The organism is Polynucleobacter sp. 78F-HAINBA (assembly GCF_018882325.1).
Classification (GTDB): domain Bacteria; phylum Pseudomonadota; class Gammaproteobacteria; order Burkholderiales; family Burkholderiaceae; genus Polynucleobacter.
The window spans coordinates 184,524-200,061 of the sequence record NZ_JACVOQ010000003.1 but is presented as its reverse complement, the minus strand read 5'-3'; the positions used below and the strand labels follow the sequence as shown (position 1 = coordinate 200,061).

General features: G+C 46.8%; 16 protein-coding genes. 1 reads left to right on the top strand and 15 read right to left on the bottom strand.

Features of this window, described 5'->3' with window-relative positions:
* Positions 1-73 precede the first annotated feature (73 nt).
* Both ICN11_RS04660 and ICN11_RS04655 read right to left on the bottom strand, forming a co-directional pair.
* The gene (locus ICN11_RS04660; RefSeq protein ID WP_216229374.1) at positions 74-733 is read right to left on the bottom strand and encodes a SprT family zinc-dependent metalloprotease; all 660 of its coding nucleotides are present in this window, start codon (positions 731-733) and stop codon (positions 74-76) included.
* A 53-nt stretch (positions 734-786) separates the two neighbouring features.
* Positions 787-1,908, bottom strand: coding sequence for an NADH:flavin oxidoreductase/NADH oxidase (locus ICN11_RS04655; protein WP_216229373.1), 1,122 nt, complete (start codon positions 1,906-1,908; stop codon positions 787-789).
* A gap of 150 nt (positions 1,909-2,058) precedes the next feature.
* On the opposite strand from ICN11_RS04655, the gene ICN11_RS04650 reads away from it, so the two are divergent.
* Entirely contained in the window at positions 2,059-3,579 is a 1,521-nt protein-coding gene (locus tag ICN11_RS04650; protein ID WP_216229372.1) for a CoA-acylating methylmalonate-semialdehyde dehydrogenase, read from the top strand.
* 75 nt (positions 3,580-3,654) lie between these two features.
* On the opposite strand, the gene ICN11_RS04645 is transcribed toward ICN11_RS04650, so the two are convergent.
* The 13 genes from ICN11_RS04645 to nuoH all read right to left on the bottom strand — a co-directional run bounded on the left by ICN11_RS04645 (position 3,655) and on the right by nuoH (position 15,535).
* Positions 3,655-4,320 (bottom strand): amino acid ABC transporter permease, encoded by a 666-nt coding sequence (locus ICN11_RS04645; protein ID WP_216229371.1) that lies wholly within the window; start codon positions 4,318-4,320, stop codon positions 3,655-3,657.
* Complete coding sequence (locus ICN11_RS04640; protein WP_216229370.1) at positions 4,320-5,051, bottom strand: amino acid ABC transporter ATP-binding protein; 732 nt, start codon at positions 5,049-5,051, stop codon at positions 4,320-4,322. The genes ICN11_RS04645 and ICN11_RS04640 overlap by 1 nt, the downstream gene beginning before the upstream one ends.
* Before the next feature lie 34 nt (positions 5,052-5,085).
* Positions 5,086-5,739 carry an amino acid ABC transporter permease gene (locus ICN11_RS04635; protein WP_216229369.1) on the bottom strand — a complete coding sequence of 218 codons (654 nt, stop codon included), beginning with the start codon at positions 5,737-5,739 and terminating at the stop codon, positions 5,086-5,088.
* A gap of 44 nt (positions 5,740-5,783) precedes the next feature.
* Entirely contained in the window at positions 5,784-6,536 is a 753-nt protein-coding gene (locus tag ICN11_RS04630) for a transporter substrate-binding domain-containing protein (RefSeq protein WP_216229368.1), read from the bottom strand.
* An 82-nt stretch (positions 6,537-6,618) separates the two neighbouring features.
* The gene (locus ICN11_RS04625) at positions 6,619-7,146 is read right to left on the bottom strand and encodes a DUF1178 family protein (protein ID WP_216229367.1); all 528 of its coding nucleotides are present in this window, start codon (positions 7,144-7,146) and stop codon (positions 6,619-6,621) included.
* Positions 7,147-7,207: 61 nt separating this feature from the next.
* The gene (locus ICN11_RS04620) at positions 7,208-7,810 is read right to left on the bottom strand and encodes an NUDIX domain-containing protein (protein WP_216229366.1); all 603 of its coding nucleotides are present in this window, start codon (positions 7,808-7,810) and stop codon (positions 7,208-7,210) included.
* Between the two features lie 104 nt (positions 7,811-7,914).
* Positions 7,915-9,420 carry an NADH-quinone oxidoreductase subunit NuoN gene (gene nuoN, locus ICN11_RS04615; RefSeq protein ID WP_216229365.1) on the bottom strand — a complete coding sequence of 502 codons (1,506 nt, stop codon included), beginning with the start codon at positions 9,418-9,420 and terminating at the stop codon, positions 7,915-7,917.
* A gap of 10 nt (positions 9,421-9,430) precedes the next feature.
* Positions 9,431-10,897, bottom strand: a complete 1,467-nt coding sequence (locus tag ICN11_RS04610) for an NADH-quinone oxidoreductase subunit M (protein ID WP_216229364.1) — start codon at positions 10,895-10,897, stop codon at positions 9,431-9,433.
* Positions 10,898-10,921: 24 nt separating this feature from the next.
* Positions 10,922-12,982 carry an NADH-quinone oxidoreductase subunit L gene (gene nuoL, locus ICN11_RS04605; protein ID WP_216229363.1) on the bottom strand — a complete coding sequence of 687 codons (2,061 nt, stop codon included), beginning with the start codon at positions 12,980-12,982 and terminating at the stop codon, positions 10,922-10,924.
* 2 nt (positions 12,983-12,984) lie between these two features.
* Positions 12,985-13,293 carry an NADH-quinone oxidoreductase subunit NuoK gene (gene nuoK / locus ICN11_RS04600; RefSeq protein WP_015420930.1) on the bottom strand — a complete coding sequence of 103 codons (309 nt, stop codon included), beginning with the start codon at positions 13,291-13,293 and terminating at the stop codon, positions 12,985-12,987.
* Positions 13,290-13,937, bottom strand: a complete 648-nt coding sequence (locus tag ICN11_RS04595) for an NADH-quinone oxidoreductase subunit J (RefSeq protein ID WP_216229362.1) — start codon at positions 13,935-13,937, stop codon at positions 13,290-13,292. The genes nuoK and ICN11_RS04595 overlap by 4 nt, the downstream gene beginning before the upstream one ends.
* Positions 13,938-13,958: 21 nt before the next feature.
* Entirely contained in the window at positions 13,959-14,450 is a 492-nt protein-coding gene (gene nuoI / locus ICN11_RS04590) for an NADH-quinone oxidoreductase subunit NuoI (RefSeq protein WP_216229361.1), read from the bottom strand.
* Positions 14,451-14,461: 11 nt separating this feature from the next.
* Positions 14,462-15,535: an NADH-quinone oxidoreductase subunit NuoH gene (nuoH, locus tag ICN11_RS04585; protein WP_216229360.1), complete on the bottom strand. Its 1,074-nt coding sequence runs from the start codon at positions 15,533-15,535 to the stop codon at positions 14,462-14,464.
* Positions 15,536-15,538 lie beyond the last annotated feature (3 nt).

Here is a 15,538-nt window from a genome sequence, read left to right as displayed (position 1 = left end):
GTTTCTAAATGTTGCCCCTGAAATGCTTGAAGCATTTGTTGAGTCATTGTTGAGTAAGCCTGATTCATAACTATCAACTAATGGCGCGGCGAATATCATCAGCCTTGGGCTTGGATCCCGCAACAGATTCTGAATCGTGCTCGGTCGTATTTTCAATCGTCTCGGTAACCGCCTCTTGCATCCGGATATTGTCTTTCGGGCAAATTGGGGCGCCATAGGTAGCCCACTTCTTCAATAGCGTAACTTCATATCCACACTGCCCGCATTTAGCTTTATTGCGACTCGCATTACTTGGTCTTGGCGGCGGGAAAACAATCGCCTGATGTGGGTATGGGCCAAGCTCTTGGCTAATCATCATCAGACGCACCATCAACTCTTCGGTTGCATGCGCCATTCTGGCTGGACCTTCTAGACCAACAGTCTGAGCAATGCCTTTAAAGTCTTCGCCATGACCGCTAAAGCAATCATCTACCGCATGGCATAACTCATGCACCAAGGTATCTAACAGCTGAACAGGGTCGTCCAATTTAGGTGAAATGAAGATCTCATTCACACCTCCGCCAGAACGTTCACGAGGCCAGCACTGACCTAGCGTTGTTCTCGGACTGCTGGAGGCTGGAAAACCACATGACACTCTCACTGGTGGAATGGCATACCCCGCTTTAGAAAACACGGGCTCTAAATGTCTCACGGCATCTTCCAGCCAGGATTCTCGTACAGAATGTTGCTTCATCAATTACTCATTTATGTTTTAGTTCAAAGGCTTGGTTCTGGGCAAGCCCCCTATTATCGCTGCCCTACTTTGACCTCACCAAATATGGCTTGAGCCTCACGCGGTAAGCAGCGCCAGTAACGCTCATTTGAGGGCACGGTACCGCCTAAGGCTGCGGCAGCCTCCCAGGCCCATCTTGGCTTATACAAAAATGCACGGGCTAAGGCAATTAGATCCGCATCCCCTTTTTGCAAGATATCTTCCGCTTGCTGTGGCTCGGTGATCAAGCCAACTGTCATCGTAGGCAAACCAGATTGATCTTTTACGATCTTGGCAAATGGCACTTGGTAGTTTGGCCCTATCGCAATCTTCTGCAGCGGTGAAATACCGCCTGATGAGATGTGGACAAAATTACATCCCAAGGGTTTTAGACGAGATGCAAAGTCAGCAGTCTCTTCAGGGGTCCAGCCGCCCTCAATCCAATCGCTAGCCGAAATCCGAATACCCAATACGCCCTGATATGCCTTGCGTACCGCAGCAAATAATTCCAGCGGGAAGCGGATCCGGTTTTCATAAGAGCCGCCATATTCATCAGTACGCTGATTGGCGATTGGAGACAAGAATTGATGCAAGAGATAGCCATGAGCCCCGTGCAATTCAATACCATCAACACCAACTCGCTCAGCACGCTGCGCTGCAACAACAAATGCAGCAATTAACTCTTGTAATTCCACTTTGGAGAGCTCATGCGGCAAACGCTCATCTTGGAGTTGCGGAATAGCTGAAGGAGCAACTGTCTCCCAGCCACCCTGCTCTGCGGGCAGCAATTGACCACCATCCCAAGGGGTTGCGCTGGAGGCTTTTCGACCGGCGTGAGCTAATTGAATAAAGACGGGGGTTTCTGGGGCCAGCTTACGCGCTCTGATGAGCCTGTCCTTCAGGGCAGCCTCAGTACGATCATCCCACAGTCCCAGGCAAGCCGGGGTAATACGGCCCTCTGGAGTAACTCCAGTAGCCTCAATAATGAATAGACCCGCCCCGCTATTAAGGAGATTAGCCCAGTGCATTAAATGCCAGTCCTGAGCCTCGCCATTAACTGCCGAATACTGGCACATGGGTGCCACTACGATGCGATTAGGGAGCGTCAAATCACCCTTGGGAGAGCTAAGCGTATAGCTGGAAAATAGAAGACTCATGGAGGGCCCCGGGATCCTGAAATGCGTAAAAGTGATGAAAGCGATAAAATAGAATGAGTAGGATAAACGAGACCATACACTTGTGCGATTCCGTCGCAATACAAGTTTATTGAACCTAAAACTAGTAAATAACTATTTAAGCAAAATACTATGAGCGCACCACAAGCCTTTGAATCAAAAGAAGATATTGGCCACTTTGTTGGCGGCAATGTTGTCAACCCAAAAGACGGTCGATTTGCCGATGTATTCAACCCCTCTACAGGCGCAGTCGCAAGACGAGTTGCCCTAGCAAGCCGTAAAGAGGTGGATGCTGCCGTGGCGGTTGCCCAAAAAGCCTTCGAGAGCTGGAGTCAAACCTCCCCCCTTCGCCGCGCACGGATCATGTTCAAGTATCTTGAATTACTCAATGCCCATCGCGATGAATTAGCTGCCATCATTACTGCCGAACACGGCAAGGTATTTACCGATGCCCAAGGTGAAGTGACTCGCGGTATTGATATTGTGGAATTTGCTACTGGTATTCCTGAACTTCTTAAAGGAGATTACACCGAGCAAGTATCTACCGATATCGACAATTGGGTAATGCGCCAGCCTTTAGGTGTTGTAGCCGGTGTCACGCCATTTAACTTCCCAGTCATGGTTCCAATGTGGATGTTCCCAGTGGCTATTGCCTGCGGCAACACCTTCATTCTGAAGCCAAGCCCAACCGATCCATCCGCTTCATTGTTGATGGCCAAGCTTTTAAAAGAAGCGGGCTTGCCTGATGGTGTATTTAACGTGGTTCAAGGCGACAAAGAAGCTGTAGATGCCTTGATCGAGAACCCAGATGTCAAAGCAGTGAGTTTTGTAGGCTCAACTCCAATTGCCAACTATATCTATGAGCGTTGCGCGCACTTTGGTAAGCGCTCCCAAGCTTTAGGTGGCGCCAAGAATCACATGGTCGTGATGCCAGATGCAGATATCGACAAAACGATTGATGCCTTGATTGGCGCTGCTTATGGTTCTGCTGGTGAGCGTTGCATGGCAATCTCAGTAGCCGTTCTCGTTGGCGATGTTGCAGAAAAAATCATGCCAAAACTGATTGAGCGCACGAAGACTCTCAAAGTGAAGAATGGCATGGAGCTTGATGCAGAAATGGGCCCTATCGTTACTAAAGCCGCTTTAGATCGCATCACTGGCTACATTGAAAGCGGTGTCGCCTCTGGCGCGAAGTTATTGGTAGACGGACGTGGTTTGAAAGTGCCAGGTCATGAGAATGGCTTCTTTATCGGCGGCACCCTCTTTGATAACGTCACTCCAGACATGAAGATCTACTTAGAAGAAATCTTCGGACCAGTGCTGTCTTGCTTGCGCGTAGCGAACTTTACTGAGGCATTGAACTTGGTAAATGCTTGCGAATATGGCAACGGTGTTGCCTGCTTCACAAGTGACGGCAATATTGCCCGTGAATTTGCACGCCGCGTTCAGGTGGGTATGGTCGGTATTAACGTACCTATTCCAGTTCCAATGGCTTGGCACGGTTTTGGTGGCTGGAAGAAATCCCTCTTTGGCGATATGCATGCCTACGGCAAAGAAGGCGTTCGCTTCTATACCAAGCAAAAGAGTGTGATGCAGCGCTGGCCTGAGAGCATTGCCAAAGGTGCAGAGTTTGTAATGCCTACGTCTAAGTAATTCCTAGCACTGAGCTTTACAAATAAAAATAGCGGCCTTCGGTTCGCTATTTTTTTGTGCTTTAACTTGCAATACTCAAGCAGGAATAAAGTAACGCCTCTCAATGGCGCGGGCGAATAGCACAATTACCGATACCAGCGCTAAGTAAACCAAAGCAGCTAATAGATAAGCCTTGAAGAATTGGAAATTGGTTGCAGCCAGTTCTTGTACACGCGCAAAGAATTCGGTGTACTGAATTAAGAAGGCAACCGAACTATCTTTGAGATTAGCAATTACTTGATTGGTCAACGCCGGAATAGAAAGTCGAATCACTTGCGGCAAGGTAATCAACTTAAAAATCTGGAGGGGACTGAATCCTTGAGCGCTAGCCGCTTCTAATTGAGTCTTGTCCAAACCATTGAAGGCAGTCTTTAGATAGGCGGCGTTATAAGCTGCAACGTTAAATGTAAAGCCAATAAAGGCAACCGTAAATGGTGAGAGTCGAACGCCCCACTGCGGCAAGCCGTAATACATCAAGAACAGTAAAACAATTAAAGGCATTCCTATGAAGAAGGAAATATAGGAATTAATGGCGCTACGCACATACTTGTTTTTGCTCAGCGTGAGATAGAACACCACAATCCCCAGCAGCAATCCAGATACGCTGATCAAGCCTGCCAATTGCAAGGTCTTCACCAGCCCAGTCAAAATCAAGGGCATCTGCTCCGTGAGATCACGAATAAAAGATGGCCATCCTCCCATTAGAACTTTTCCTCGGAGGCAAAAAAGGCTTTAATTTCTGGATCAGAATGCTTGCTCAACACATCGATACGATCATCAGCCCGAATCACGCCGCGATCTAAAAACATGACGGTATCCGCAATATTGCGAGCCAAGTTGAGATCGTGGGTAACGCAGATCATGGTGATGCCTTCGCTATGCAAGCGATTGATGAGATCAGCAACATCCCTAGACATAACAGGATCCAATGCAGAGGTTGGCTCATCGAGAACCAGGACAGCAGGATCCATCGCCAACGCCCTAGCTATGGCAACACGCTGCTTCTGCCCTCCTGAAAGCTGTGAGGGGTACTTATCTTGATGGGGAGTCATTTCAAAATGGGATAGCTCGTGCAAGGCTTTTTCTTTAGCCTCCGCTTTACCCATCTTGTGCAACTTACGTAGCCCCAAGGACACGTTATCTAATACCGTGAGGTGGCTATAAAGAGCGAATTGCTGAAATACAAAACCAATTTGCTTACGCAACTCACGCACATCAACACCGGGACCCAATACTTCTTGCCCCCTGAAAATAATTGATCCAGAGGTGGGCTCGACCAGTCGATTGAGGCAACGTAATAAGGTGGATTTACCAGAGCCGGACGCACCCATCAATACCCGAACATCACCCTCTTTTAAATCGAGATTAATATTCGACAAGACAGTTTGCCCATCAAACTCTTTGACCAAATCCCGTACTTGAATTAATGCCACGAACTTGCCTCTTTAGATAATGTCATATTGATACTCATGCGGGAGCCATTCCCGGAATTTGAAAACGCTTAGTCAGCAATTGAATGCCAAGTAAACAGATTCGGTAAATCACGAAATACAAAATACCCACTGCTAGGTATACCTCTATGCCGCGAAGCGTTGTTGAGGTCAAAGTCATGGCCTGCTTAGTAATCTCTGGAATACCTACCGTATAGGCAAATGGCGAGTACTTTAAAACCGAGGTGAACTCATTGACCATGCCTGGAATCGAAAAACGCAACATCTGTGGCAACTCAATAAACCGGAGAACCTGGACACGAGTCATACCCATGGCCTTGGCAGCAATCACTTCAGCTGGATCAACAGAGTTAAATGCACCCCGGAATACCTCGGCTAAATAGGCAGATGCCACCAAACCCAAACTGAGTGCCATCGCCATCAAAGGAGGAACCTTAAAGCCAATTCCAGGCAAACCAAAATAGACCATGAACAATAAAACTAAAACTGGTACACCCCTAAAGACATAGGTATAACAATCAATTAGCGGGATAAGCCATGGGATATCAAGACGACGTAAGCTCGATAGCAGTAAGCCAACGACCAAACCCGTCAGCGAGCAAACCAGTGTTACCACTACCGTATAAGAAATGCCCTGAGCTAACTGGGCAAGAATATCCAGAAAAGTCACAGGGCAGGCTCTCGACTACTTATTAAGATCTTGATGAGGGGCGCCTATTTCATCCACTTATCAAGAATGGCTTTGATCTTTTCAGGGCCGAGCTCATTGAGATACTTATCAAAGTCATCACGCAATTTGGAGCCCTTAGCAAAGGCAAAGCCAAGCTTATCAAAGCCCTTGAAAACGTAACTACTCTGAATCGGTAACTTCAGTTTGTTTTCATAATTCAGAAATACAGGCTCTTCAATAAAAGCCAAATCTAAATTGCCATTCTGAAGATCGGTAATCACTTCAGCGTAAGAGGGATAGAGTTTGACTTTGCTTAATGAGTAGTAACCTTTTGGCTCCAACTCATTCTTAATGAGATCGTCATAAGCCATGCCACGTGGATAGCCAATGGAGTATTTCTTGAGTTGATTCAAATCGGTGATCTGAATATTTTTATTCTTCATGCTCACGAGATGCCAAGCGTTGTCATAGTACGGCTGTGAAAAATCCATCACCTCTTTACGTTTATCGGTAATAGAGATTCCAGAGAAGGCAACGTCAGCCTGACCACTGGATACGGCACCCAACATTCCAGCCCAGTCGTATGGCGTTACTTTAAAAGTGCAGCCACGAGACTGGCAGTAGCCCTGAAAGATATCCATATCAACGCCTACGATCTGCCCCTTGTCATCAAACAACATTGGGGGAGATGCGGGTGATACGGCAACCTTAATTTCTTTGGTATCCGAGGACTTGGAGCAAGCCACAATGGTGAGCGCCAGAACAGCGGCAAACAATGCCAGAAAAAAGCGTTTCATGGGTATTTCTCCTATCCGAATAACGTGGTCATACCCAGTCTCTGGGTGCACACCAAGTATAGGGGAATTGGAGGGAAACTGGCTACTGCAGGGTGTTTTTAAAGGCGGGCATCATTGGCATTGCCATGACTTCAATACCCTCTTCACGCAAAGCTTCGGCCTCATCCAATGTGGTTTGGCCACGAATACTCCGCTCAGGAGATTCCTTATAGTGGATTTTGCGAGCCTCTTCAGCAAAAGAGCTTCCAACATCCTCAGAGCGACCCATCAACTCACGCATGCCCTTTAAAAAGGCTGCCTGTACCTGCGCTTCCAACTGAGAATGATCGCTTCCAGTCAAGGCAACAACATCGCCAGTTAGGCCGCCACTGACACCAGAATTATCTGTTGTCGCAGGGCTAGCTACAGTCAGCTCGGTTGAAGTTGAAACATCTTTGCTAGAACTTGATTTAGCAATATGTGGAGCCGATGGCATCCGCGTAATCTCAGCACTGTCACAAATAGGACACGCCAACATCCCCTTGTCTTGCTGAGCAAGGCAATCCTCTTCAGAGGCGAACCATCCCTCAAAGCGATGATCCAATGGGCAAGCGAGGTTATAAACTTTCATAAGACCTATATAGGGGCAAAAATACTAAATTCAATACCCCTATTTTAATAGGATTATGGAATTACCCTGGAATGGGCGTAGGACTCACTAAACCGCGGCGATAGCGGTCCAACCAGTAAGTTGCAATGGTTGTTTTCACGTCGGTAATTTCGCCCTGCTCTACCCACTCCAGTAACTGCTCCAAAGGGGCAGCAAATACATCTAAAAATTCTTCATCATCAAGATGGCTTTTGCCGGAGACCAAGCCTTCGGCAAGATAGATATCAATAAACTCCGTCGAATACGAAATCACTGGATGGATGCGGCGAATGAAACTCCACTTACTTGCGGAATAACCCGTCTCCTCTTCCAGCTCTCGCTGAGCACAAACCAGATGATTCTCTTTGGGGTCTAGCTTCCCTGCTGGAATCTCCAGGCAAGCCTTTGCAACGGGATATCGATACTGACGCTCCATCAATACCCTGCCATCATCCAAGATCGCCAAAATAGCAACTGCGCCAGGATGTGTCAGGTATTCACGTACTGCTTGATTGCCATCGGGCAAGCTGACATGATCACGCTTCATGTTTAGAAAGATGCCGCCGTAGATATCCTCGCCAGACAAACGCTCCTCCCGCAAATGGGCATCGCCAATGGGTAGGTCTTTGAATGATTTTTCAGTCATGGCACGCTTTCATTAATTGAATGTTCATCATACAAAACTCAGATGACAGAAAAGAGAAAGGCTCCTATTCGGAGCCTTCATCAAAAGTCAGTAGAACTGCTTGCTTATGAACCTAATAAAGTGCGGCGCATTGCATCAAGGCACACAGCCATGAGCCCAGCCGGGAAAATCCCCAAAGCCAAAACAAATACCGCATTCAGACTCAAAAGGCCACGAGCAAATCCTGACCCAGTAACTTCAGAAGCATGCTCTTCTTTTGGCTCATCAAAGTACATGACCTTAACCACTCTGAGGTAATAGAAAGCGCCAATCAATGAAGCGATCACAGCAATGATGGCCAAGAATGTATGCTCGCCATCAACTAAGGCCTCAAGCACTCCCAACTTAGCTGCAAAGCCTACTGTTGGCGGAATACCTGCCAAAGAGAACATCATTACTAAGCCAATAAAGGCAAACCATGGATGGCGCTTATTTAAACCCTTGAGATCATCAATGGTTTCGCAATCATGACCTTTGCGTGACAACATCATCAAGAGGCCGAAGCTCCCCAAAGTAGTCAACACATAAGTGATGGCATAGAACATCGAAGCGCTAAAAGCATGGTCATCGAATACAGACAGCATACCTAGCAACACAAAGCCCATCTGCGCAATCGCAGAGTAAGCCAGCATACGCTTCATATTGGTTTGCGCAATCGCAGTGACGTTACCCACAACCAATGACAAGACTGCCAACAAGACTAACATTGGTTGCCAGTCACCCAAGAGTGGCAATAAGGTATTCACGAGCAAGCGGAATAACAAGGCAAAGGCTGCAATCTTTGGAGCTGCAGCAATCATCAGAGTTACTGCAGTTGGCGCACCTTGATAGACATCAGGTACCCACATATGGAATGGCACAACACCTAATTTGAAGGCCAAACCAGAAACAATAAATACCAAACCAAAAGCCATCACCAAATGATTTACGCGAGGATCAGCAACTGTTCTGAAGATTTCGATTAGATCGAGTGAACCGGTTACGCCGTACAACATGGACATACCGTAAAGCAAGAAACCAGATGCTAATGCGCCCAGAATGAAGTACTTAATGCCTGCTTCAACACTCTTCTCATTGTTATGACGCATTGCTACCAAAGCATAGGTAGGCAAGGCCATCAATTCAAGACCCAAATACAGAGTGAGAAGATTGGCACCAGAGATCAATACGCACTGCCCTAACAAGGCCAACAAAGCCAAGACAATAAAGTCTGGACGGAACATTGCACGATCAGTCAGGTATTGCTTTGAGTACACCAAGCTCACCAATACAGCGCCACATGAACACGCCTTTAATAGGTTTGAAAAAGGGTCGGACTGAAATAAGCCATTCATGGCAACAACGGAAACATCTCCAATACGTCCTACATAGGCAAAGATCAAATAGACCAACAAAATGATGGAGAAAAAGTAAACAAAACCAACGCCACGAGGCGTATGGAAAATATCTTGCTCTACACCAGGGGTTGCTGGCTGACGCTCAGGAACATAAACGCTCGCTACCAATAAGAGGCAGGCAGCTACGAGTAAAACAAGTTCCGGCAGGACGGCGTATAGGTCAAATGCTTGCATTAGCTTTTACTCAGAGTTTGCTAACAGCAACATGCTGCAGCAGATTAATCACGGCTGGATGAATGATGTCGGTAAAAGGCTTTGGATAAACACCCATACCGATCACACAGATGGACAACACTGCCATCATGAAATACTCACGCGCATTGAGATCTTTTAACTCCTCAACATGCTTATTAGTAACCGCACCAAAGAACACGCGCTTCACCATCCATAGGGAGTAAGCGGCGCCGAGGATTAATGCAGTCGCTGCCAAGATGCCGATCACAAAGTCATAATCAACTGCAGCCAGGATCACCATGAACTCACCCACGAAACCAGAGGTAGCAGGTAAACCGCAGTTAGCCATTGCCATCAATACTGCAAATGCTGTGAACGCAGGCATACGATGGACAACGCCACCGTAATCAGCAATTTGACGGGTATGCATGCGGTCATACAGAACGCCAATAGAAAGGAACATTGCACCGGCTACAAAGCCGTGAGAAATCATCTGCACAATACCGCCCTCAATGCCCAGCGGGCTAAAGAGGAAGAAACCGAGGGTTACAAAGCCCATGTGTGCCACTGAAGAGTAAGCAACCAACTTCTTCATATCCTTCTGCACTAAAGCCACTGCGCCTACGTAAATCACAGCCACTAAAGATAGGAAGATAACAAATGGACCGAGATACTGACTTGCATCTGGGGCGATTGGTAATGAGAAGCGCAAGAAACCATAAGCACCAAGCTTCAACATAATCGCAGCCAACACTACAGAGCCACCAGTCGGCGCTTCCACGTGAACGTCTGGCAACCAAGTATGTAATGGCCACATTGGCACCTTCACAGCAAACGCCATGAAGAAAGCGAAGAACAGGAGAATTTGCTCAACGATATCGAGGCGAGCATTGTGCCAAGCCAAAATATCGAAGGTATTCGTTACGTTGTACAAGTACAGCATGGCAATCAAAGTCAGTAATGAGCCAAGCAAGGTGTACAAGAAGAACTTAAATGCTGCATAGATACGGTTATGACCGCCCCACACGCCGATGATGATATACATCGGGATCAAGGTTGCCTCGAAGAAGACATAGAACAGCAATGCATCTAGAGCAGCAAATACACCAATCATTAATCCAGAAAGGATTAAGAAGGAAGCCATGTATTGCGAAACCTTCTTATCAATCACTTCCCATGCTGCAATCACCACAATAATATTGACGAATGCAGTCAAGACGATGAACCATACAGAGATACCGTCGATACCTAAGTGGTAGTTAATGTCGTAGCGAGGAATCCAGCTGAGTTTTTCAACAAACTGCATGCCTGGATTGGCGATATCAAAGCCAATCACTAGTGGCAGAGTTGCAATGAAGCCAAGAACGGAGCCAACGAGAGCCAACCAGCGAACACCGGCAGTCGGCTTCTCTGAACCGTAGAACAAAATAATGATGCCGAAGAAAATCGGGATCCAGATGGCGTAAGAAAGAATCATGATGGCTACTTAAGTAACAAAGGCCTAGCGAACAAAAGGCAGGTAAGCGTACAAAACCCAAGCCAGCAATACCGCTAAGCCCGCAATCATTGCGAAGGCATAGTGATAAAGATAACCGGATTGCAAATGGCGAATAACCCCGGAAAAGCGCCCTACTGCGTGCGCACTACCGTTAACCAAGAAGCCATCGATTGCCTGCTGATCGCCGCGATGCCATAAGACACCACCGATCCACAGCAAACCTTTAGCAAAAACAGCTTGGTTTAAATCATCGAGATAGTATTTGTTATCCAAAAGCTTCTTGATTGGAGCAAATGCTTGCGCAACCACGCCAGGCAACTTAGGAGCCCAGAGATAACCAATTGCAGCAGTCAATACGCCAAGAACAACTAATAACAATACTGGGGATGTCAGCGAATGCATTGCCATGGCAATCGGACCATGGAACTCTTCAGCAAGTTCCTTCATCGCTGGATGCTTACCAATATCAACAAAGATCGAATCACCAAAATAGGTGCCAAATAACAAAGGTGTAATCGTGTAGTAACCGATGATGACAGAAGGAATTGCCAACAAGATTAATGGCAAGGTCACAACGAATGGTGACTCATGCGGTTTTTGACCAGGAGCTAAACCATGATGCGCATGATCGTCACCCTGCTCTGCATGATCATGGTGGTGATCGTGCGCATGAGCATCATCATGACCCCAGCGTGCTTTACCGTGGAATACATAGAAGTACAGACGGAAAGAATACAAAGCTGTTACAAAAACGCTGGCCATCACTGCGAAGTAAGCAAAGCCTGAGCCAGGAATGTGGCTAGCAGCTACTGCTTCGATGATGGAGTCTTTTGAATAGAAGCCTGAGAAGAAAGGTGTTCCGATCAAGGCCAAGTTACCTAGCAACATCATGAGGCAAGTGATTGGCATATATTTCCAGAGACCACCCATCTTGCGCATATCTTGCTCGTGATGCATACCCAAAATCACACTACCCGCGGCAAGGAACAAGAGCGCTTTGAAGAATGCGTGTGTCATTAAATGGAAGATGGCAACTGGATAAGCGGATACACCCAATGCGACAGTCATGTAACCCAGCTGAGATAGTGTGGAGTAAGCGACTACCCGCTTGATATCGGTTTGGACTATGCCCAAGAAACCCATAAAGAGTGCAGTGATCGAACCAATCACCAAGATGAAGCTCAAGGCTGCATCAGACAACTCAAACAGCGGTGACATGCGTGACACCATGAAGATACCGGCAGTCACCATCGTTGCAGCATGAATCAATGCAGAAATTGGAGTTGGGCCTTCCATCGAGTCAGGCAACCAAACGTGTAATGGGAACTGGGCTGATTTACCCATCGCACCGATGAATAAACAGATACAAGCTACGGTGACTAAATTCCAGCTAGTGCCCGGTAAAGTTTGCGCAGCAAGAGCTGTGTTCTGAGCAAAGATCACGTCGTAGTTCATGGAGCCAGTGCTGGCTAAAAGCAAGCCAATACCGAGAATGAAGCCAAAGTCACCAACACGGTTAACTAAGAAGGCCTTCATGTTGGCAAATACAGCGGTTTGACGCTCAAAGTAGAAGCCAATCAATAAATAGGAAACCACACCTACTGCTTCCCATCCGAAGAAGAGTTGCAAGAGGTTATTACTCATTACCAACATCAACATCGCGAAGGTAAAGAGTGAAATGTATGAGAAGAAGCGGTTGTAGCCCTCTTCACCCTGCATATAACCGATGGTGTAGATATGGACCATCAAAGATACAAAGGTCACTACACACATCATGGTGGCTGTCAGCGGGTCAATTAAGAAGCCAATATCCAGATTAAGCTCGCCCAATTGCATCCAGCGGTACACGGTGCCATTGAAATAGAAACCATCCATCACTTGCACCAGCACAAAACAAGACAGGACGAAAGCGATCATCACACCTAAAATGGTTACGAACTGGCAAGCGCCGTTACCGATGCGGTTACCACCTAATTTGGTGCCGAAGAATCCCGCAATCGCCGAACCAAATAATGGCGCCAGCGGAATTGCGCAGAGAACAGGAAGAGTTAAGGTCAATTGCATGACTAGCCTTTTAGGTGGTCAAGGTCTTCAGCATTGATGGTGTCTACCTTACGGAAGAGAACAACCAAAATTGCCAGACCGATTGCTGCCTCAGCAGCAGCCACAGTCAAAATAAAGAATACGAATACTTGACCAGCCATATCACCCAAATAATGAGAGAAGGCTACAAAGTTCATGTTCACCGAGAGAAGCATCAATTCAATTGCCATTAAGAGCACGATGATGTTCTTACGGTTCAAGAAGATACCGATCACGCTAGTCGCAAACAAAATTGCGCCAAGCACTAAGTAGTGAGCCAGGGTAATAGTCATTTCTTCTCCCCGCGTGTATCTTGCTTTGCGGCCATATCTGAACCCATCTTCACGATACGCATACGGTCTGCAGAGTTCACGTTCACTTGCTCATGGATATTCTGCGATTTGGAATCTTTACGGTTACGCAGTGTCAATGCCACGGCAGCGATGATGGCCACTAAGAGAATGACGCCGGCAACCTCGAAGGCATAAACATAATCAACGAAGATCAACATACCTAAAGCTTGTGTATTGCTAGTAGCCATTTCCTCGAGCATTGGCTGCACTGGTGCGCTCGTACCGATAAAGCTACGAATTAAAACGATAGATAGTTCCAATACGATGACCGCCCCCATCAAGAAGGCTACCGGTAGAAATTTCTTAAAGTCACGGCGCAGATGCTCAAGATCCAGATCCAGCATCATGACCACGAACAAGAAGAGCACCATTACTGCGCCAACATAAACGAGGATCAAGGCCAAACTCAAGAACTCCGCCTTGAGAAGCATCCACAAGCCAGAGGCGCAGAAGAAAGCCAAAACCAAGAACAAGGCAGCATGCACAGGATTGCGAGCTGTGATCACGCGCAATGCTGAGAGCACTAAAAGGCCAGCAAAGGCATAAAAGAACGCTGCAAAAAGTGTAGAAGTATCGAATGTCATATGTCGTTGTGCTTTATTCGATTAACGATAAGGCGCATCAGCTGCGCGGTTAGCGGCAATATCTTTTTCATACTTATCGCCTACTGCCAAAAGCATTTCTTTAGTGAAATACAAATCACCGCGCTTATCACCGAAATACTCAAAAATATTAGTTTCAACAATGGCGTCAACTGGACAAGCCTCTTCACAGAAGCCGCAGAAAATGCACTTAGTTAAGTCAATGTCGTAACGGCTAGTACGACGCGTACCGTCATCGCGCTCAGCAGTTTCAATCGTGATGGCATAGGCAGGACAAACAGCCTCGCACAATTTGCAACCAATGCAGCGCTCTTCCCCATTTTCATAACGGCGCAAAGCATGTAAGCCACGGAAGCGAACAGACTGAGGCGTCTTCTCTTCAGGGTATTGAACAGTAATTTTTGGCTTGAAGAGGTAACGACCGGTAATTGCCATGCCGACCAAAATGTCTCTCAACATCAAGCTATCGAGGAATTGGGAAATTTTCTTAAACATGATTGATCAACTTATTTCCAAATATTCAATGGGGATACAACCCATGCGCCAACGACAACTACCCAGAATACAGAGATAGGAATAAAGATCTTCCAACCCAAACGCATAATTTGGTCATAGCGATAGCGTGGCAATGTCGCACGCAACCAGATAACGCAAGACAAGAGGAAGAAGGTTTTAGCAAATAGCCAGAAGAAACCTGGGATATCACGGAGGATAGGCAAATCAACGATAGGCAACCAACCACCTAAGAACATGGTGGATGCTAAGGCAGCAATCAGAATCATATTGGCGTATTCAGCCAAGAAGAACATTGCAAAAGCCATGCCGGAGTACTCAACCATGTGGCCCGCAACAATCTCTGACTCACCCTCAACCACGTCAAATGGATGACGGTTCGTTTCAGCAACGCCAGAGATGAAGTAAATCACGAACATTGGTAGCAACGGTAGCCAATTCCAGGATAGGAAATTCAAGCCCATGTTGGCGAAGTAGCCCTGCTCTTGTGAAGCCACAATCGTGCTCAAATTCAATGAGCCAGAAGTCAACAGCACAGTAACCAATGCAAAGCCCATGGCGATCTCATAAGAAATCATTTGAGCTGATGCGCGCATAGCACCAAGGAATGGGTACTTGGAGTTAGATGACCAACCTGCCAAGATCACACCATAAACACCAATGGATGAAATTGCCATTACATAAAGTAATCCAGCATTGACATCAGCCAAGACCATTTTGGCCTGGAAAGGAATCACAGCCCAAGCGGCAAATGCCGGCATGATCACCATCACTGGTGCAATGAAATACAGTACTTTGCTAGCTTGTGTCGGAGAAATAATCTCCTTCATCAAGAGCTTCAAGGCATCAGCTATCGGCTGCAATAAACCCAAAGGACCAACACGGTTTGGCCCAAGACGGATATGCATCCAACCAATGAGCTTACGCTCCCAAAGAGTCATATAAGCAACGGCGCCAAACATCGGCAACACGATGATCACGATGCGCACCAAAGCCCAAACAAGTGGCCATAGTGAACCAAAGATGGCCTCACCTTGGGTGGTAACGAGGTTCAAGAAATTATCCATCTC